Raw genomic sequence first — 18,376 nt, 5'->3', positions numbered from 1 at the left:
CCCATCTCCCAGAGATGAGCGGGGCGATCGCGGACCGCCCCGCTCACCCATCAGGCCAAGTTGTTCACGAAGGTCTGACCGTGGTCGTCCCCTTCATGCTCCTCATTGTAGTGCTCGGGATTCTCGATCACTTTCTGCCCGAACCGGGCATAGAGCGTCGGCAGAACGAACAGCGTCAGCAGCGTCGCCGAGATCAGGCCGCCGATGACGACGGTCGCCAAGGGCTTCTGCACCTCCGCGCCCGCGCCCTCGCCAAGCGCCATCGGCACGAAGCCGAGGCTGGCGACAAGCGCGGTCATGACGACAGGCCGCAGACGCTGCATTGCGCCGACATGGGCCGCCTCTTCGCGCGATAGCCCCGACCGGATCAGATCCTGGATCGAGCTGACCATCACGAGGCCGTTGAGGACCGCGATGCCCGACAGGGCGATGAAGCCCACCGCCGCCGAAATCGAAAAGTCCATGCCTCGCAAGAAGAGCAGCAGGACACCGCCCACCAGCGCGAAGGGCACGCCGGTGAAGACGATCGCGGCATCGCGGACCGATCCCAATGCGCCATAGAGCAGCAACAGGATCAGGATGAAGCAGGCCGGAATAACCAGCTTCAGCCGCTCGCTTGCCGATTGCAGGTTTTCGAATTGGCCGCCCCATTCGAGATAGGTACCGGCAGGCAGCCGAACCTGGCTGGCGATCGCTGCCTGCGCATCCGCAACCACCGATCCGACGTCGCGGCCACGCACGTTGGCTTGCACCACCACGCGCCGTTTGCCGTTCTCGCGGCTGATCTGGTTGGGACCGTCGACCACCTTGATCTCGGCGACGCTGGACAGCGGCACATAGCCGCCGCCTGCGACCGGCACCTGCACCTGCTGGAGCAGGCCGATGTCGGCGCGCTGCGCCTCAGACAGGCGGATCACCACCGGGAAGCGACGATCGCCCTCGAAGATCTGGCCCGAGGTCCGCCCGCCGATCGTGGCAGTCACGGTGTCCTGCACGTCTTGCGCCGTGACGCCCAGGCGCGCCATCGCGTCACGATTGACGCGGATGTCGAGCATGGGAAGACCTGTCGTTTGCTCGACTTTCACGTCCGCGGCACCCTGCGTCTTACGCAGCGTCGCAGCGATTTGCTCGGCCGTCCGGTTCATCTGGTTGAAGTCGTCCCCGAACACCTTCACCGCGATGTCACCGCGCACGCCGGCGATCAGCTCATTGAAGCGCATCTGGATGGGCTGGGTGATCTCGTAGGCATTGCCCGGGATCTTCGCGAGCTTACCCTCGATCCGGCTCACCAGCTCCTCCTTGGGAAGCTCAGGATTCGGCCAATCCTTGCGCGGCTTCAGGATAACGAACATGTCGGTTGCGTTCGGCGGCATCGGGTCGGCCGCCAGCTCGGCGGTGCCCGTCTTGGAATAGACGAACTGCACCTCCGGCTGCTTCGACATCATTCGCTCGATCGGCACCTGCATCGCCTGGCTCTGCTGGACCGACGTCGCCGGAATACGGAGCGACTGGATCAGCAAATCGCCTTCATCGAGCTGCGGCAGGAACACCGAGCCGAGCGTGGTGAAGGCCAGCGCCGCCACCACAAGGCTCGCGACACCCGCCCCGATCGTCACGGTCGGACGCTTCATCGCCCGATCAAGACCAGGTTCGTAGCGCTTCTTCAGCCACGTGATAATGCGGCCGTCCTTCTCCTCAACCTTCTTCGATAGCCAGATCGCGATCATCGCCGGCACGAAGGTGAGAGAGAGGATGAAGGCGAAGGCGAGCGCGATGATGACGGTGAGCGCCATCGGCACGAACGTCTTGCCCTCCACGCCGGTCAACGTGAGCAGCGGCACATAGACAAGGATGATGATCGCCTGCCCGTACACCGAGGGACGGATCATCTCACGCGCAGCGGAAGCCACGGTCGCGAGCCGTTCCTTGACGCTGAGCAATCGTCCTTCATGATGCTGTTGCTCGGCAAGCCGGCGCAGCGCGTTTTCGACGATGATGACAGCGCCATCGACAATCAGACCGAAGTCCAAGGCGCCGAGGCTCATCAGATTGGCGGAGACACCGGCACGCAGCATCCCGAAGCCGGTCAGCATCATGGTAATCGGGATGACCAGCGCCGCGATCAGGGCCGCACGGAAGTTGCCGAGCAGCAGGAAGAGCACGACGATGACCAGCACCGCGCCTTCGGACAGGTTTTTCGCGACCGTCTTGATCGTCGAATTGACTAGCTCGGTGCGGTTCAGCACCGGCTGAATTACGACGTCAGGAGGCAGCGAAGCGTTGATCGTCTTCAGTTTCTCAGCGACCGCGGTCGACACGATGCGGCTGTTCTCGCCGATCCGCATGATCGCCGTGCCGACGACGACTTCGGTACCGTTCTCCGATGCCGAACCCATGCGGATCGCCTGACCCGTCTTCACAGTCGCAACTTGTTCGACCGTGATCGGCACGCCGTTACGTGTCGCGATCACGGTCCTGGCCAACTCGCTGGCATTGCGAACGAGCGCATCCGAGCGAACAGCCAGACCTTCGCCATTGCGATTGACGAAGCCACCGCCGACGCTGGTGTTATTGCGCTCCAGCGCATTTCCCAGGTCCGTCAGCGTGATGCCGAGCGAGGCCAGCTTCTGCACGTCGGGCACGACGAGGAACTGCTTGGCGTAACCGCCAATCGAGTCGACACCGGCGAGGCCCGGTGTGGTCTTCAGAAGCGGCGTCACGATCCAGTCCTGCGCGGTGCGCAGGTAGGTCGCCTTGTCCTCTTCGGTCGTCAGTCGCTCGCCCTCTGGCGTGATGTAGCTGCCATCGGGCTGTTGGCCCGGTTCACCGGGCTTGTGCTTGTCGTCCTCGCGATGATCGAGACGAACGGTGTACATGTACACCTCGCCCAGGCCTGTCGCGATCGGACCCATTTCAGGGTTCACGCCGTCGGGCAGATTCTCTTGCACGCCCCGCAGACGCTCGCCCACCTGCTGGCGGGCGAAATAGATGTCCGTCGCGTCCGAAAAGACCGCCGTGATCTGCGCGAAGCCGTTGCGGCTCAACGAGCGCGTATATTCCAGGCCGGGGGTGCCGGCGAGCGCGGTTTCGATTGGAAACGACACCTGCTTCTCGACCAGCTCGGGCGAGAGGGCAGGCGCGCGGACGTTGATCTGGACCTGATTGTTGGTGATGTCCGGCACCGCGTCGATCGGTAGCCGGTAGAGGGAAAAGGCGCCGATGGCGGCGACGATGACGGTGAGGAGCAGGACTAGCCAGCGCTTCTCGACCGCCCAGGTTACGATACGGGCGATCATGGCTTAATCCTCGTGGCTCGCTTCGCCCTTGCCGATCTCGGCCTTGAGCGTGAAACTTCCGGTGGTGGCGATCTGTTCGTTGCCGGTCAGGCCCGACCGGACGATCACCGTGTCGCCCGACGCATCGCCGAGCTGGACCGGGGTCGCCTTGAAGCCGGTGGGCGTGCGCACGAACACGACCGACTTGCCCTCGAAACTCTGGACCGCCGTCGTCGGCACGCGGACCGCCCCGCTCCCGCCGCTGCCCGTGAGCTGCACGGCTGCCGTCACAGGCTCGCCGACCCGCCATTCGCCACCGCGATTGTCGAGCGTGGCGAGCGCCGGCACGAGCCGCGTCTGCGGATCAAGCGCCGGCGACACGAAGGTCACGCGGGCGGTCGCCTGACGGCCTGCCGCCTTCACCAGCACCGTATTGCCGGGACGCACCCGGCCCGCATCCTCGGGCTTGAGATTAAGCGCGATCGACACCTGGCTCAGGTTGGCGATGCGATAGAGTTCGGCATCCGCCGCGACCGTTTGTCCCAGCGTCACGGGGCGCGCAATGATCTGGCCCGAGATCGGCGCGGCAATGCCGAGCCGGTTGAGCCCGCCGCCGCCGACACCCGCCGCCGAAACCATGCTCTGCGCCTGCGTCAGGGCGATCCGCGCCTCCGTCGCCGCTGTGCGGGCGGCGATCAGATCCTGTTCAGGGGAGACTCTCTGCGCGAACAGCCGCTGTTCGCGCGCGAGGTTCGAATTAGCGAGCTGAAGCCGCGCCCGCGCCGCCTCGACCTCGCCCTTGATCTGCGCCGCCTCGCGGCTTTCGATGACAGCAATGGTCTGGCCGCGTCCGACCGATTGGCCGAGGTTACGGGTGAGCGCGACCACGCGTCCCGCAATTGCGGCCGAGACGACCTGCGTTCCCTGTGGGTCGCCCTCGATGATCGCGGGCAGCTCGATCGTCCCGGCCCCGCCGATGATCGGCCGTCCGACCTGGACGCCCGCTGTGGCGATCTGGTCGGCACCCAATGTGACAACGCCTTCACCGGCATGACCGCCTTCAGCACCGCCCTTTTCCGTGCCCGCTGCCGTCTCATTGGCAGCTGCGCCTTCGGCAGTTGCCTCGTTTCCGCCATCCTTGCCGCCGCAGGCAGCCAAGAGCAGGGCGAGCGACGCCGCGCCCGCGAGATAAAAGCTCTTCATCACTGATTCCCCCCATTGGGCGCAGGAGCGGTCAGTCGCTCCACTTGCGCGCGGGCATTCTGGTAATTGGCAAGCGCGTCGATCGCGGCGACCCGCGTTTCGGCGAGCGTGCGTTCAGCATCGAGCAATTCGAGCTGGCCGAACTTGCCCTCGCGATAGCCGATCCGCGCGATGCGGGCGGCCTCCTGTGCAGCCGCCAGCGCCGGCCCCGACGCCGCACGAGCCGTCGTTGCGGCATTGGCCGCCTGCGCCTGCGCGTCCGTGATCGCCTGTTCGATGTCGAGCGCGGTCACGCGGCGCTGCGCATCCGCCTGGGTCCGCTGCGCGGTCGCCTGCGCAATCGCGGCGCGACCATTGTTGAACACCGGGATCGGGATCGACACGCTGAACACCGCCGCCATGTCGTTGGTCGCTTCCAGGCGGCGGATCGACGGCCCGACGTTCAGGTCAGGCACGCGATTGGCGCGCGCGAGCCGCACGCCGGCTTCGGCAATGGAGAAATCCGCGTTGGCTGCCGCCAGCGCGAGTGTGCCGGTCGTGTTGACCGGTGCCAACGGCCCATAGACGTTCACACCGGGAAGGCGATCGAGCAGCGTGTCATCGAGCAGGCCGTCGATCGGCCGTCCGATCCGACGCGCCAGATTGGCGCGGGCCGCCTCGGCCAAGCGAAGCTGCCGTTCCACATTGGCGTCGGCATTGATACGCGCGACATCCGCGCGCTGTTGCTCGAGTGGCGATGCCCGCCCTGCCTGCACGCGAACGCTCGCGGCCCGCAGCGCATCGCTGGCGATCCGGGCCTGATCGCGGGCTGTCATTACCCGGCGATCGGCCGCGACCGCTTCGACATAGAGCTGCGTTACCTGAAGCCGGACATCCGCCGCGATGATCGCGGCCTGGATCTCGGCCCGGGACAATTGCGCATTGGCGACCGCGACGCGGGCGCCGCGCTTGCCGCCTAGCTCGATCGGGATCGCAAAGCCGACCGTGGTTTCCGCGCTGCGGACCCCCCGATACGGCCCGGAGCCGATGACATTCTCGACTTGGCCTTGAACCACCGGATTGGGCCGCAAGCCGGCGACTGTGCGACCTGCACGGGCCGCGTCGATTCCAGCTGTCGCCGCTTCCGCAGCAGGGGCCGAACCGCCCGCTGCACTGACCGCTTGGTCAAGCGTGTAGACCGGCGCATCCTGCGCAACAGGCGCGGACGGTCCGACCTGCGCCTGCGCCATCGTGGCGCAAGACGCTGCGGCCAGCATGGCCGCGAGGATACGATTCATGAAAATAGGACTCCTGACGATGATCGACAGGGCGCGCCAACGCACGCCCAAATCGGACGTCAGGCTTGGGGGGGCCTCAAATGGACCATGCCGGTGCGGCCGTCGAGCGACGCAGAGGCGGAGATTGTCGGCTTGGGCACTGTGAGGACGGGGGTATATTCCATCGTCGTGCGCGCAGGCGCGCCGACGTCGTGTCCGTGACAATAATTGTGATGATGCGGGACATTCTTGTCCGAGTCCGATGGCACCTGATCGATGTCACCGGCGGTATGGACCGTGAACTCAACGCCCGCGATGCTTCCCCCCGCCAGATCGGCGGCATGGGCCATGCCGGAGAAGCTGGTCAGGACCAGCATCAGGCATGTCAGGAAAGGCAAAAAGGCTCGCACTAGCTTGCCTCTATCACGGAAGGGTTTTCATGTCATTGCACTAATTCGAACCAAGGGTCACTGAGCCGGAACCCGAGCGGGATCGGTCGCGCCCGTTCCAGGCGAACCCGACCGCAATGGCGACCGCCATCAGGAGTTGCGCCAGCACCGATTGCCAAGTGGGAAACACGCCGAGCATCGACAGCCGTGGCACGTCCGCGAGCGGTGCGATGTTGATAAGGCCGGCTTCCTGAAGCGCGGCGACGCCTTTACCCGCAAGCACGACGGTCAGAACGGCCATGAGCCAGGAGCTATAGCGGAAGAACTGCGCGATCGGCAGCTTGCGACTGTAGCGAAGCATGGCCCAAGCGATCAGGCTGAGCAGTCCAATCGCCGACCCGGCCCCCGCGAGAAGCATCCCGTTGTCACCTTGCGCCGAAAGCGCGGCATAGAACAGGATCGTCTCGAAAACCTCGCGATAGACGACCACGAAGGCGAGTCCGAACAGGAACCAGCCCGACCCGCCCGAGAGCGCCCGCGACATCTTCTCGCGAATATAGCGCTGCCACTGATCGGCTTGCGCCTTACCGTGCATCCAAATCCCGACCGAGAGCAGCACGACCGCGGCGAACAGCGAGCCGAACCCTTCGGTCAGCTCCCGGCTCGCGCCGCTGATCCCGATTGCATAGGTGGCGACCGCCCAGGTGATTCCGCCCGCGATGATCGCGCTGACCCAGCCGCCATGAACGTAGCGCAGCGCCTCGCCGCGGTCGGCTTTACGCAGGAATGCGATCATGGCGACGACGATGAGCAGGGCCTCAAGCCCTTCACGCAGCAGGATCGTGAACGCGCCCAGGAACGTGGACGCCTCGGTGGCGGCATCGGGCGCGAGCGCCGCTTCTGCATCATCGAAAAAGCCGCCCAGCACCGTGACCTTCTCCGCGAGATCATCGGGCGATGCGCCCCGGTCGATCGCGGCGCGGAACTCCCCCATGGCGCCCTCGATTCGGCCCATCAGCGTCGCGTCGCGCGCGGTGAGCGTTGGTTCGATCGGCTCGAACCCATCGAGATAGGCCGAGAGCGCCAGCTCTTTCGCCATGCGCGCATCGCCACGCCGGGCAGCGGCCACGCTTTCGGCGAGCTTGGCGCGGGCGACCACGAGCGAGCCGGGAGCCTGTTGCATCACCTGTTCGGGATGACGACGCAGGAACGCGAGCACGGCTTCAGCCTTGGCGCCGCCGATTGCCGCGCCGAGCCCGGCCGGGGTGAGCGCGACCAGGGCTTTCAGGTCCGGAATGCGCCGGCGAAGTGTCGGGTCGGATTTCCAAAGCTGCTCGCCTTCGCGCGCCTGCGCGTCCGTGAAGGCGAAGCTCCCGGCTCGGAATGCTACCGCCCAGCGCTGATCGTTCGGCAGATCGGCGAAGCTCTGCATCGCCGTCCCGTCGATGCCCTGCGTCACCACCTGATAGAGCGCGAAGACGCTGCGCTGGCGCGCACGTTCGGCATCGGTAAAGGCGATCGGGGGTGTCGCGAGCTTGGCGGCGTCGGGGCCACGGCCGTTGCCCGTCATGCCGTGACAGGACGCGCAGGATTGTTGGAACAGGGCATGGCCGGAGACGAGGTTCGGAGCCTTATCGGGCGCGAGCGGCACCGGGTAGGCGCGCAGCAGATCGGCCGCGAGCCCGTGCGCCAGTGTTGCCACCTGTTCAGTCGATCCCTTTTCCGCGATTACCGCTTGGAGGTTGGCGGCCCGCTGAATGAGGGCTTGGCGCTCCGGCTTCGCCGGCAGGCCTTGAAGCCGTGTCGAGACCGACGCGGCAAACTCATTCATTTCGGCGTATTCCGACGCGCTCTTGATCCGACCGTTCGCGACCGCGCCTCCATAATCGACGGCCATATAGTCGAGCAGCCGCCATGCGGTTTGCACGTCGCCGGGTTCGGCGAATGCCGCAGCAGGGATCAGCAGCGCAGCGAGCGCGGCGAGCAGCCGCAGCGAGAGCATTGCCCGGATCAAGGTGAGCAGACGCACTACCGCTCTCCCAGTTCGCGCCGAGCGCCAGTGACGATTTCATAAGCGGAGTGGAGGAACAGGAGGGCGATGAGGCCGGCGACGGCGAGGTCCGGCCAGGCGCTTCCTGTCCACGCCACCAGACCGGCCGCGGCGATCACCGCGACATTGGCGAGCGCGTCGTTGCGGCTGAACAGCCAGATCGCGCGAACATTGGCGTCCCCTTCCCGGAAACGCGCAAGCACCAAGGCGGACACGACATTGATCGCGAGCGCGACAACGCCGATTGTGCCCATCAGTTCGGCATCCGGCGCGGTTGCGTTCAGGGCGCGCCAAATCGCGAAACCGATTACGCCCACGCCAAGCGCACCGAGAAACAACCCCTGCGTCAGCGCGACCTTTGCCCTCGCCCGTGCGGACCAGGCAAGCGCGAGAAGACCGATAAGGCTGATCGACCCGTCCCCGAGAAAATCGAGGGAATCCGCTTTCAGCGCTTGGCTATCGGCGATGAACCCGCCGAACAGCTCGGCGACTCCGAAGCCGAGGTTGAGCACCACGACGGTCAGCAGCGCACGGCGATAGGCCGGATCGGTTTGCGCGCGCGCGGGCTCCCCGTGGCACCCGCAGCTTTCGGTAGAAGCATTCATGCGGCCTTCCTTACCACCTCCAGTCGCTGTAGAAGCAAGCGAAATGTGCGACACGTTCGCATTAGCAAGGATGGCATGATGAAGCCGGTGATGATTGGGCAGCTCGCCAGCGAGACGTCGACAAAAGTGACGACGATCCGGTTTTATGAGTCGATCGGGTTGCTGCGCTCCGCCCCGCGCACGGCGTCGGGCCGTAGAACCTATGATGCCAGCGACATCGAGCGTTTGCACTTCATCCGCAACGGTCGCCGGCTCGGCTTTTCGGTCGACGAAATACGATCGTTGATGGGGCTGGCGCAGAACCCGGACCAGGATTGTGGTGCCGCCTCAGCTATCGCTGCTCAGCACCTCAAGGATGTGGAGGAGAGGCTGGCGCAACTCGCGGTGTTGCGGGATGAGTTGGCAATGCTCAGCCAGAGCTGCACCAAGGCGCGCATGGCCGATTGTCGGATCATGAAGGCGATCGGCAAAGGCCACCCTCAAGCCGATCAGTAATAGTCGGCTAGCCTGAGGTCGCGCACATCACCCGAGGCCATCGTCAGCTTTACGAGGGTGCCAGCAGGCCGGGAGCGCACTTGCCAGAGCTCCCCACGCGTATAGTTCGCATCGATCGAATGGCCGTTCACCGCCACGATCCGGTCGCCGACCGCCCAGCCAGCCTTTTCCGCAGGACTGTTCGCCGCGACATGAACGACGGTAAGCGCCGTTGGTGAAGCTGCGAGGCCAAGACCGCTACGATCCTTCAGCATCGGCAGACGGTGACGAGGATCGATCGGCCGGAGCCACACGAACCCGGCCGTCACATCGAATACCACGTCGAATTGAGCGATCAGCGGTAGGCCGACATTGCCAACCGTGCTGGTGGAGAGCCAAGCTCTCATCCCGAGTGTGGGGACGTTCGAGACGCCAAGCCCTTCAATGTTGATGTTCTGGGTTGTGAAAGCATCGTTGACTCGCACGCCATCGACGCCGCCGATCGCCGCGGTCGAGACGAGCTTCCCGTTCAACAGCCCTTGATCGCGGGCATAGGCCGACGAGAGCATCAGCGCGGCCGAGCTGCCAAGATCGATCATCAAGGGCACGGGAGACAGGCCCTCGACGGAGGCCCGGATGAACAGCTCCTGCTTGGCACCGCGCCCGAGCGCGGCAGCGCGCCAATCAGGGCCGGCGAGGAACGTCCCCGACTTGACGACCGCCATACGCCTGTTCGCGAAATCGAGCGCGATGCAGCTGCCCGTGAACATATCGGCACCGAGGAGAATATCGATCGGTCGTCCGAAGGCCGCCGACACAGCACCTAGATCACCGACAACAGCAAAGGGGAGACGACGGGTTTCGCGGGCGAGCTGTACGTCGATGTCGCGGACCAGCAGCACCGGGGCCTTGGCGCTCAGCCCGCTAATCATGCGCCGCTCACCATTGTTCAAGCCGAGCTTCGCCGCGAGCGCCGTGCTCATGATCGACGCGCCGCTGCCACTGTCGAGCACCGCCCGCACCGGCACGCCGCCCACTTGCGCCAAAACAAGGAGGGTATCACCCGTGCCGACTTCCAGCGGCTCCCATTCGAGGTGAGCCGCGCCAAAGTTCCACGAGCCCGCAGACCGGGAAGTCCGTCGCGCGAGCGTTGGAGAACCGAGCACCAAGCCGGTTCCACAGGCCAGCAGCCGCGCCACTAATGAGCGTCGAGACATACCGATTGCTTCAGCACGGGCCGTCAAAAAGCCACCTCCAGCCCCCCGTCCGCAGGAGAGCAAATTGCGGTTACATGCTCCAGCCACTGGAGGAGCAAGGGCTTTTTAAGCGCCCGAAATGCTATCCTGTTCAAATGCCCTCTCGAAAATGAGCAGTTGAGGCAGGTCAGAACCGGTCGAATAAGACCGAAGTAGGCAACTTCCGCTTGCGCGACCTTGGGCGAGCAGGACCCCAGTTCACGAAGGAACGTGAAGCTATCGCCTCACCCGCAGCAGCCCGTCACAGTCCCGTTTGCTTTCGCCTCCTGGATTGGAGGGCATGGGACATCGCCAAATGAGCAGAACACGCAGCAGTCGCCGGCCAAGGGCCGCAGCACCACCGCGCAATGCCGGCAATCATAGAAAAACTGGCAGGCGTTGGTGGGCATCCTTTCGGTGGCCACCCCGCCGCATTTGGGACAGGTCAGGGTTGAGGTGAGCTGCATCAGGAAAGCGCGTTCATCAGCGGCGCTTCTAGGAGGTCCCAGGCGAACGCGATAAGCGTCAGAACCGTTCCAATCGCGAGCAGGATAGGTGTCGCGCGCGAGGGCAGCGGCATTGTGCAGGACCGGTCCCCAGCACAGGACCTCCGACGCTGCGCGTAGGCCCACCACCCAGCAGCCAAGCCGATGAGCGAGGTCGCCGTTAGCGGCCACCTTAGTGGCATCAGCGCGGCGAAGTTGCTGGACAGGCCCGCCCCCAGGCCGAGCGCCGCGAGTGCGAGGGGCAGGACGCAGCATGACGCCGCAGCTAGAACAGCGGCTAAGCTCGCAAGCGCGCCGAGGGCGGATAGCCCCGTGTCGGCGCGACGTCGTGACGTTGGTGCGCTTAGGGTTTCACGCGGGATGCTCTCTTGGTTCATCTATCGCCTCTAGCGGGTTAGCCCGTTATGCATCCTGTAGTGACTACAGGAGCAAGCGGTATATGCGCGTTGAGGAAAGCATTGCGATCGGCGAGCTGTCTCGCCGGACTGGCGTGAATATCGAGACGATCCGGTACTTCGAGCGCGTTGGTGTTCTCGCAACGCCACCCCGCACAAGCGGCGGGCGGCGGGTATATGGGACCGGTCACGTCCGCGCACTTGGGTTCGTCCGTCGCGCGCGCGAACTCGGCTTCTCCCCGGCCGAGGTGCGCGCGATCCTGTCTCTTGGCGGTTCTGCGCAGGCGTCATGCAGTGAGGTCCGCGAGATCGCGGCTCACCATCTAGAGCGTGTGCGCGCTAAGATGGAGGATCTGGCGCAACTAGAAAGCCTGCTGGCTGCGACCATCGACCGTTGCGAAGGCGACGGGGCGGCGAGTTGCGCCGTGATCGACTTGCTGGACCAACCTTCGTCTGGGTAGATGTCGCATCGCGCGCCGGTTCCGCGCAAACGGTCGATGACGGAGCCGATCACCATCACCACGGCACGCGGCGCTAGCCACCCATGTGGACGCTGCGCATCACGAAGCCGCTTTTCGGAAGCGCTGGCAGCCTGGCGAAATCGATGCTCAGGTCCTGGTCCGGTACGTCATAGCGCATCGCGTTGACGAGGAGGTGTGCCGCCACCTTCATGATCGCGAGGACGATCCATTCGCCGGGACAGCGATGGCCGAGATAGTGATCGCCGCCGCCCTGCGGAATGAAGTTGAAGGAGTCTTCGTCCCAAGCCCTGAAACGCTCAGGGCGAAACTCCTGGGGGTCGGCCCAGGTCGCTGCGTCGTGATTGCTCCCATAAAGGTCCAGCATCACTTGACGCCCTTCCGGAAAGGCCATCCCCTCCCACTCGTAATCTTGGCGCGCGCGCGCCACCACAGCGGGAAAGAAGGGATAGAATCGGCGGACCTCCTGGACGAAGAGCTCGGCATAGTCCGGCTCCTGAGCCAAGGCCGCCCTTATCCCTGAACAGGTTTGCAGCGCGTGGGCGACGAAGGTGATGTATACTGCGATCGCGACGGTCGGGCGAAGGACATTTACCAGTTCGACCGCTGCGACGTGCGGCGAAAGAAGATCGTCGTGCCGGTCGCGATGCCAGGCTATCGCGTAAGCCGCGGTCCCCGAGCCCGAGCCGATGCTCCCGGCCCGAATGCCTTCAATGATCCGCTTCGCCCATGCGTCGACGCGACGACGGGCCAGCCGTGACCAAAGATGCCTTGGGCTCGCCGAGCCGGCGGCGTCGAACAGCGCCCGCAGCTCGCCCGCGCGGTTGCCGGCTTCATCGTCCGGAAGAGGAACTCCCGCCCAAGCGCATACCGCTCGCGTCAGCGGCTCATGCAACTCGTCATAGAAGACGATCTCTCCTTTGCGCGTCCAGCCCGGCACCGCCCTGCGCCACTCGGCCTCGAACAATTGCGCCAGCGCCCGCACGCGCTCTGGTGTCATCAGGCCCATGAACATCTGCTTGCGGTGCCGATGGGTCTCGCCGTCCAGACCCTGAACGCCGCCTTGGCCCAGCAGTGTCTTCTGAATAGCGACCGGCATGGCACCTTCGCGCTCGAAGCGGGTCGTATCGTAGAAGATTTCGGCGGCCTTGGCCCCCTTAAGGCAGTTGGTCTTTTTCAGCAGGAAACGGGATTCAAAAGCGTTTGCGCCTAGGCGCTGGCACTGCCTGGAGATGAACCGATAGGGATCGGCGAGGAGAGAAAGGGTTTCGTCCGGGCCTTTCGTGTGTGGTGTCTTAGGCATGACCGGTCCGGTGATTGTTGGGTCTCCTTTGATTAACTCGGAGGAATATCACGGGTTGCAGGCTCACGACAGGTGACGAACGAGGACGATCAGGGCGGAGCAGGCGCGGCCGAGGCGTTCGAGGCCATGCGCGGCGAGCTGGCGCTGCGCCGTGGAGGGCTTGGCGGCCGAGCGCGGCGATCGACATACCCGACCATACCGAGACGCTTGGCGTGCTCCAGCAGAACGTGAACACGGCAGGCGAGAACGTCGCGCGCATCGGCCAATTCCTGAAAGCGGCCCCGGCGCTGGCGATGACGCCGGAGCAGATGGCGCAGCGCATCGCCGCGGCGGGCAGCGCCGCCCGGCGCGAGGATCAGGCGGCGCTCGCCAAGGCGGGCGAGGACAAGGCCCGCATCATGGCCGATCTTCGCGCCATCGCCGGGTCCGCATGGACACGCGCCGACCAGAAGAATCGGCAGCTATGGTTTGCCCTGGGTGGGGTGGCGGCCGGCATCCTCGCATGGGCGATCGTGCCGGGCCTGGTCGCGCGCGAGATCGCACCGGCGAGCTGGCAATGGCCCGAGCGCATGGCGGCGCGGACGCTCGACTTGCCCCGCTGGGAAGCCGGGCAGCGTATGATCCAGAGCGCCAGTCCCACCGCGTTCCGCGCCATCGTCGGGGCCGACAGGATCGTGACGGCCAACCGCGCGGCGATCGAGGGGTGCGGCAAAGCCGCAGCGCGAAACGCGTGAAACGGTGCGACGCACGATCACGCTCAAGTGGAGTAAAAGTTAGCCGCGCAAGTTATTCAGCCAAGCGTTCGATGATCGGACAATCAGGCCGATCATCGCCATGACAGGCTTGGGCGAGCCCGGTAAGCGAGCGGCGCATGGCGTCCAAGACGCGGACCTTGCGGCCCAGTTCGGCAGCGCGGGCTTCCGCCAGCGTCTTCACTTCCGCGCTCGACCGATCGCGATCCGACCACAGCCCCAGCAGCGTGCGGATTTCCTCGATCGGGAACCCCAGGTCGCGCGCGTTGGCGATAAATCGCAGCCGATGAACGTCAGCGTCGGCGTAGTCCCGGTAGTTCCCGCGCCGTGGCGGCGCGGGCACCAAACCAATCTTTTCATAGTGGCGGATCATGCGTTGGGAGACGCCGCTGGCGTCCGACGCCGCTCCGATGTTCACAGCTTTACCGCGTTGAGCCGCAGTGCGTTCAGGACCACGGTGAAGGACGAGAGCGCCATCGCTGCACCGGCCAGCATCGGCGACAGCAGGATACCGGCAACCGGGTAAAGCACGCCGGCCGCAACCGGCACGCCGATTCCGTTGAACAAGAACGAGAAGAACAGGTTTTGGCGGATATTTCGCATCGTCGCGCGAGCGAGCTTGCGGGCGCGCACGATCGCCGAGAGATCGCCGCGCGTGAGCGTCATGCCGGCGCTTTCGATCGCCACGTCTGTTCCCGTTCCCATCGCCAAGCCGACATCCGCGGCGGCGAGCGCCGGGGCGTCGTTGATCCCATCGCCCGCCATTGCGACCCTTGCGCCGCTCGCTTTCAGCTCGCCGATGATACGCGCCTTGTCTTCCGGCAGCAGATCGGCGCGCACGTCATCAAGACCGCCCACGGCGCGCGCGACAGCATCGGCCGTCCCACGATTGTCGCCGGTGAGCATGACGACCCGCAGGCCCTCCTTGCGAAGCGCGGCAATAGCGTCGCGCGCCGATGCGCGCACCGGATCGGCGACTGCGAGCAGACCGGCGAGCGCCCCGTCGATCGCGACGAGGATGATGCCCGCGCCTTCGCCACGGTGACGATCGGCCGCGGCGTCGACCGGCTTGAGATCAGCGCCGATCCGGCTCATTTGCACCGCATTACCAATCACGACCGAGCGGCCGCCCACCGTGGCGCTGACACCCAGCCCGGTTTGCGAGGCAAAGTCCGCGACTGTGCCGAGCTGCAATCCTCGTTCTTTGGCGGCAACGACGATTGCGTGCGCGAGCGGATGTTCGGATTGGCCTTCGACGGCCGCGGCAAGCGCGAGCATGTCGTTCTCTCCGACCGCGCTGACCGTCTCGACCGCGATCAGCTTGGGCTTGCCTTCCGTGAGCGTACCCGTCTTGTCGATGACAAGGGTATCGACCTTTTCCAGCCCCTGTAAGGCTTCCGCGTTCTTCACCAGCACGCCGGCCTGAGCGCCGCGTCCCGTGCCGACCATGATCGACATGGGCGTGGCGAGCCCGAGCGCGCACGGGCAGGCGATCACCAGCACTGCGATGGCGTTAAGCAGGGCATGGCCCATGCGCGGCTCAGGGCCGACCAGCGACCAAGTGATGAAGGTCGCAATCGAGATCAGCACGACGAGCGGCACGAACCATCCTGAAACCCGATCGGCGACCGCCTGTATCGGGGCGCGGCTTCGCTGCGCTTCCGCGACCATGCGGACGATACGCGCGAGCATCGTGTCCGAACCAACCGCGCGGGCTTCCATCACCAGGCTGCCCGTCCCGTTGACGGTGCCCCCGGTAACGATCGCCTCGACTTCCTTGAGGACCGGCGCGGGTTCGCCGGTGAGCATGGCTTCGTCGACCGACGAACGACCCTCGACCACGACGCCATCGACCGGGATGGCTTCACCGGGGCGGACCCGCAGCCGGTCACCGGTTGCCACGTCGGCAAGCCCGACTTCTTCTTCAGAACCGTCAGGCTGCAAGCGTCGCGCCGTCTTGGGGGCGAGATCCATGAGAGCGCGGATCGCGCGCCCTGTCGCCGCCCTAGCGCGCAGTTCGAGCACTTGCCCGAGCAGCACCAGTGTCACCACGACGCCGGCCGCCTCGTAATAGACGGGAACCATGCTCCCATGCGTGCGGAAGGTCGCTGGGAAGATGCCCGGCGCGAGCGTCGCGACCACGCTATAGAGGAAGGCGGCACCTACGCCGATCGCGATCAGTGTGAACATATTGAGATGGCGGGTACGAAGCGATGTCCACCCCCGCTCGAAAAACGGCCAGCCCGCCCACAGCACGATCGGCGCGGTGAGTGCGAGCTGGACCCAAGGCGAGGCCGCAGGGCTAACCACATGCAGGCCTAACATTTCCGCGAACATCGAGACGACGAGCAGCGGGATCGTGAGCGCGCCCGCCACCCACAGTCGGCGCGTGAAGTCGACCAGCTCAGGGTTGGGAGTATCGTCGAGCGACGGTTCTTCGGGTTCGAGCGCCATGCCGCAGATTGGGCAAGTTCCCGGCCCTTCCTGGCGAATTTGCGGGTGCATCGGGCACGTCCACATCGCCCCCGGCGTCGCCATCGGCTCCGGTTTCGGCTTATCGCTCAGATAGGCGTCAGGATTGGCGACAAACTTGCTCCGGCACCCTGCGCTACAGAAATGATAGGCATGACCAGCGTGCTCGGCATGGTGTGTCGTTTTTGCGGGATCGACCGTCATGCCGCACACCGCGTCGATCACTGCTGCTGCGGCATCGTTGTCCTTACTGCCCGAGCAGCAGCCGCCCGCTTCGGTGTGATGATGTTCGTGCTCGATCTTTGCGGGAGCGGCCGAGCCGCCCCCGCAACAGGATGAGGGCGTGGAGACCGATTCAGGCGCAGGCTTCGAACAGCCGCAACCCCCGGCTTGGGAATGGGAATGAGGGTCGTTCATGGCAAGACTCCTTCGACCCGAGAGCATGTAGGGTATGACACCGTGTTAGGGTCAAGGCCCTGTCGGCACCGCTGGCGTGTATGTTGAATCTACGCGCGGGAGCGGCGTTGCCCTCATATTGCGGGGGCCAGCTCTACACCCTCGACGCCATAAGGGCCGCAGCTTAGGTCTATTACTAGCTCGCCAAACGCGGGCCGGGGGCAATCGGGGACATATGGCAGCGCAGATCGACAGTCTTTCTACTGGCACCGACCATGACGGCCTGGTGCGCCGCTTAATTGCCCGCTGGCGTGACGATCAGGGCGCGACCTATCGGAGCTGGTTTCTTTGGGACGAGCGGTTGAAGAACTTCCGATCAATCCGGCGCGGCATCACCCAGGTTGTCGGCGAGATCGAGCGCGGCACGTTCGGCGTCGCCTACCGCGGATCGTCGCTCGAAACCGTCGTCCATTCCGTCGCCGAGCAGCGGCAAATCTTCAAGGGCGCGGACCATGCGTACATCTGGAAGCCGAAGCTCCGCATCCCCGACATTTACGAGAGCCCCGACAATCAGCGCGCGTTCGGCCGCTTGCTCGACGCCTGTTCCTGTTGCGACACGGCCGAGGAGATCATCAGCCATATCCACGCGATCGACCGTTTGAAGATCAAGGGGCTGGGTCCGGCGGTCGCCAACCTCCTCTACTTCCTTCACCCGACGCTGGTGCCGCCCTTCAACACCGCAATCGTTAAGGGCTACAACGCGCTGACGGGGGCGAATGTGAAGCTCGGGAGCTGGGAGCATTTTCTGGCGATGCGGACCGGCATCCTCGATCTCAACGACCGCTTCCGCGAGCTGCTATCGAATGATTTAGGCGCGATCGGCGGTCTGTTGTTCGACATCGGCTCCGATCGCTATCCGGCTCCGCCCCTCGACGTGAGCGGCGCGACGCTGGCGAGCTGGGGGCAGCGGCTTGAGGCGGCGCGCGAGGAAGCGCGCACGCTCAGCAAGGCCGCTCAGCGCGAGGGCGAGAACGAGCGCACCCATACCGAAATCCAGGCATGGCTTCGCGATCTAGGGTTGGCGCTCGGCTATGACGTATGGATCGCCGCGAACGACCGCAGCCGCGCCTTCGACGGATCACCCTTGGGCGCAGGATGCCTTGAGCGCCTGCCCGACACGATCGCGACGTCGAAGGGCGCTGACTCGATCCGGCTGATCGACGTGCTGTGGCTTGAGAAGGCCGGCGATCATGTCGCCGCGGCGTTCGAGGTGGAGCATTCGACCTCGATCTATTCGGGCATCGTCAGGATGCTCGACCTGGCCTTGAGCGGTGGCGACCTTCACGCGACCGCGGGGCTGTTCCTTGTCGCGCCCGACGCGCGCGAGACGGACGTTCGCGCGCAGTTGCAGCGGCCCGCGTTCAGCCGCGTAGCCGACCTCGACATATCCTACCTGCCCTATGGCGAGCTGGAGAAGAACCGGGAGGCCATCGCGCGGTTCGGATCGGGACTGAAAGCGATCAAGGCCGTTTCCAGCAAGCTCGCCTAGCCCGCTCCGCGCAAGGGATGATCCGGAGAGCCGCGTA

At 65.2% G+C, this 18,376-nt stretch carries 16 protein-coding genes; 4 read left to right on the top strand and 12 right to left on the bottom strand.

The window, feature by feature from the left end; translation table 11 throughout:
- Window positions 1–50: 50 nt before the first annotated feature.
- From ACP7A3_RS15450 to ACP7A3_RS15425, 6 genes are all read right to left on the bottom strand, one after another.
- Window positions 51–3,296, bottom strand: a complete 3,246-nt coding sequence (locus ACP7A3_RS15450; RefSeq protein WP_017980804.1) for an efflux RND transporter permease subunit — start codon at window positions 3,294–3,296, stop codon at window positions 51–53.
- A gap of 3 nt (window positions 3,297–3,299) precedes the next feature.
- On the bottom strand, window positions 3,300–4,478 hold the full coding sequence (locus ACP7A3_RS15445; protein ID WP_004212877.1) for an efflux RND transporter periplasmic adaptor subunit: 1,179 nt from the start codon (window positions 4,476–4,478) through the stop codon (window positions 3,300–3,302).
- Entirely contained in the window at window positions 4,478–5,755 is a 1,278-nt protein-coding gene (locus ACP7A3_RS15440) for a TolC family protein (protein ID WP_017980803.1), read from the bottom strand. Before ACP7A3_RS15440 ends, ACP7A3_RS15445 begins: the two co-directional genes overlap by 1 nt.
- A 59-nt stretch (window positions 5,756–5,814) precedes the next feature.
- Entirely contained in the window at window positions 5,815–6,111 is a 297-nt protein-coding gene (locus ACP7A3_RS15435) for a hypothetical protein (protein WP_007406840.1), read from the bottom strand.
- A 73-nt stretch (window positions 6,112–6,184) separates the two neighbouring features.
- Window positions 6,185–8,152: an FTR1 family protein gene (locus ACP7A3_RS15430; RefSeq protein WP_063690266.1), complete on the bottom strand. Its 1,968-nt coding sequence runs from the start codon at window positions 8,150–8,152 to the stop codon at window positions 6,185–6,187.
- On the bottom strand, window positions 8,152–8,778 hold the full coding sequence (locus ACP7A3_RS15425) for a cation transporter (protein ID WP_004212870.1): 627 nt from the start codon (window positions 8,776–8,778) through the stop codon (window positions 8,152–8,154). Before ACP7A3_RS15425 ends, ACP7A3_RS15430 begins: the two co-directional genes overlap by 1 nt.
- Window positions 8,779–8,856: 78 nt before the next feature.
- On the opposite strand from ACP7A3_RS15425, the gene ACP7A3_RS15420 reads away from it, so the two are divergent.
- Window positions 8,857–9,273 carry a MerR family transcriptional regulator gene (locus ACP7A3_RS15420; RefSeq protein WP_004212867.1) on the top strand — a complete coding sequence of 139 codons (417 nt, stop codon included), beginning with the start codon at window positions 8,857–8,859 and terminating at the stop codon, window positions 9,271–9,273.
- Here ACP7A3_RS15420 and ACP7A3_RS15415 read toward each other — a convergent pair.
- The 3 genes from ACP7A3_RS15415 to ACP7A3_RS15405 all read right to left on the bottom strand — a co-directional run bounded on the left by ACP7A3_RS15415 (window position 9,267) and on the right by ACP7A3_RS15405 (window position 11,370).
- Entirely contained in the window at window positions 9,267–10,469 is a 1,203-nt protein-coding gene (locus tag ACP7A3_RS15415) for an aspartyl protease family protein (RefSeq protein WP_338056400.1), read from the bottom strand. The genes ACP7A3_RS15420 and ACP7A3_RS15415 overlap by 7 nt on opposite strands.
- Before the next feature lie 263 nt (window positions 10,470–10,732).
- Complete coding sequence (locus ACP7A3_RS15410) at window positions 10,733–10,954, bottom strand: GDCCVxC domain-containing (seleno)protein (protein WP_078462360.1); 222 nt, start codon at window positions 10,952–10,954, stop codon at window positions 10,733–10,735.
- Window positions 10,954–11,370, bottom strand: a complete 417-nt coding sequence (locus ACP7A3_RS15405) for a mercuric transporter MerT family protein (RefSeq protein ID WP_063690260.1) — start codon at window positions 11,368–11,370, stop codon at window positions 10,954–10,956. Before ACP7A3_RS15405 ends, ACP7A3_RS15410 begins: the two co-directional genes overlap by 1 nt.
- Window positions 11,371–11,432: 62 nt before the next feature.
- On the opposite strand from ACP7A3_RS15405, the gene ACP7A3_RS15400 reads away from it, so the two are divergent.
- Entirely contained in the window at window positions 11,433–11,849 is a 417-nt protein-coding gene (locus ACP7A3_RS15400) for a MerR family transcriptional regulator (RefSeq protein ID WP_063690257.1), read from the top strand.
- A gap of 73 nt (window positions 11,850–11,922) precedes the next feature.
- Here ACP7A3_RS15400 and ACP7A3_RS15395 read toward each other — a convergent pair whose 3' ends face one another.
- The gene (locus tag ACP7A3_RS15395; RefSeq protein WP_426256573.1) at window positions 11,923–13,170 is read right to left on the bottom strand and encodes a cytochrome P450; all 1,248 of its coding nucleotides are present in this window, start codon (window positions 13,168–13,170) and stop codon (window positions 11,923–11,925) included.
- A gap of 212 nt (window positions 13,171–13,382) precedes the next feature.
- Here ACP7A3_RS15395 and ACP7A3_RS15390 point away from each other — a divergent pair, with 212 nt between their 5' ends.
- Window positions 13,383–13,904 (top strand): DUF6118 family protein, encoded by a 522-nt coding sequence (locus tag ACP7A3_RS15390; protein ID WP_017980796.1) that lies wholly within the window; start codon window positions 13,383–13,385, stop codon window positions 13,902–13,904.
- Between the two features lie 52 nt (window positions 13,905–13,956).
- On the opposite strand, the gene cueR is transcribed toward ACP7A3_RS15390, so the two are convergent.
- Both cueR and ACP7A3_RS15380 read right to left on the bottom strand, forming a co-directional pair.
- The gene (gene cueR, locus ACP7A3_RS15385; RefSeq protein ID WP_017980795.1) at window positions 13,957–14,340 is read right to left on the bottom strand and encodes a Cu(I)-responsive transcriptional regulator; all 384 of its coding nucleotides are present in this window, start codon (window positions 14,338–14,340) and stop codon (window positions 13,957–13,959) included.
- Window positions 14,337–16,694 (bottom strand): heavy metal translocating P-type ATPase, encoded by a 2,358-nt coding sequence (locus ACP7A3_RS15380; protein ID WP_371262954.1) that lies wholly within the window; start codon window positions 16,692–16,694, stop codon window positions 14,337–14,339. The genes cueR and ACP7A3_RS15380 overlap by 4 nt, the downstream gene beginning before the upstream one ends.
- Window positions 16,695–17,025: 331 nt before the next feature.
- Here ACP7A3_RS15380 and ACP7A3_RS15375 point away from each other — a divergent pair, with 331 nt between their 5' ends.
- Window positions 17,026–18,339, top strand: a complete 1,314-nt coding sequence (locus ACP7A3_RS15375) for a type II restriction endonuclease (protein ID WP_426256572.1) — start codon at window positions 17,026–17,028, stop codon at window positions 18,337–18,339.
- Window positions 18,340–18,376: the final 37 nt, after the last annotated feature.

It is taken from the genome of Sphingomonas sp. DC5200-1 (assembly GCF_049897245.1).
GTDB classification, from domain to species: Bacteria; Pseudomonadota; Alphaproteobacteria; order Sphingomonadales; family Sphingomonadaceae; genus Sphingomonas; species Sphingomonas aquatilis.
This window is presented reverse-complemented; position numbering and strand designations above follow the sequence as displayed.

What these genes read in the sequence shown, in the direction of transcription:
- ACP7A3_RS15450 (WP_017980804.1), bottom strand. Translation starts at nt 3,296, where the DNA reads ATGATCGCCCGTATCGTAACCTGGGCGGTCGAGAAGCGCTGGCTAGTC.
- ACP7A3_RS15410 (WP_078462360.1), bottom strand. Translation starts at nt 10,954, where the DNA reads ATGCAGCTCACCTCAACCCTGACCTGTCCCAAATGCGGCGGGGTGGCC.
- ACP7A3_RS15400 (WP_063690257.1), top strand. Translation starts at nt 11,433, where the DNA reads ATGCGCGTTGAGGAAAGCATTGCGATCGGCGAGCTGTCTCGCCGGACT.
- ACP7A3_RS15445 (WP_004212877.1), bottom strand. Translation starts at nt 4,478, where the DNA reads ATGAAGAGCTTTTATCTCGCGGGCGCGGCGTCGCTCGCCCTGCTCTTG.
- ACP7A3_RS15420 (WP_004212867.1), top strand. Translation starts at nt 8,857, where the DNA reads ATGAAGCCGGTGATGATTGGGCAGCTCGCCAGCGAGACGTCGACAAAA.
- ACP7A3_RS15435 (WP_007406840.1), bottom strand. Translation starts at nt 6,111, where the DNA reads ATGCTGGTCCTGACCAGCTTCTCCGGCATGGCCCATGCCGCCGATCTG.
- ACP7A3_RS15440 (WP_017980803.1), bottom strand. Translation starts at nt 5,755, where the DNA reads ATGAATCGTATCCTCGCGGCCATGCTGGCCGCAGCGTCTTGCGCCACG.
- ACP7A3_RS15395 (WP_426256573.1), bottom strand. Translation starts at nt 13,170, where the DNA reads ATGCCTAAGACACCACACACGAAAGGCCCGGACGAAACCCTTTCTCTC.
- ACP7A3_RS15375 (WP_426256572.1), top strand. Translation starts at nt 17,026, where the DNA reads ATGGCAGCGCAGATCGACAGTCTTTCTACTGGCACCGACCATGACGGC.
- ACP7A3_RS15405 (WP_063690260.1), bottom strand. Translation starts at nt 11,370, where the DNA reads ATGAACCAAGAGAGCATCCCGCGTGAAACCCTAAGCGCACCAACGTCA.
- ACP7A3_RS15415 (WP_338056400.1), bottom strand. Translation starts at nt 10,469, where the DNA reads ATGTCTCGACGCTCATTAGTGGCGCGGCTGCTGGCCTGTGGAACCGGC.
- ACP7A3_RS15425 (WP_004212870.1), bottom strand. Translation starts at nt 8,778, where the DNA reads ATGAATGCTTCTACCGAAAGCTGCGGGTGCCACGGGGAGCCCGCGCGC.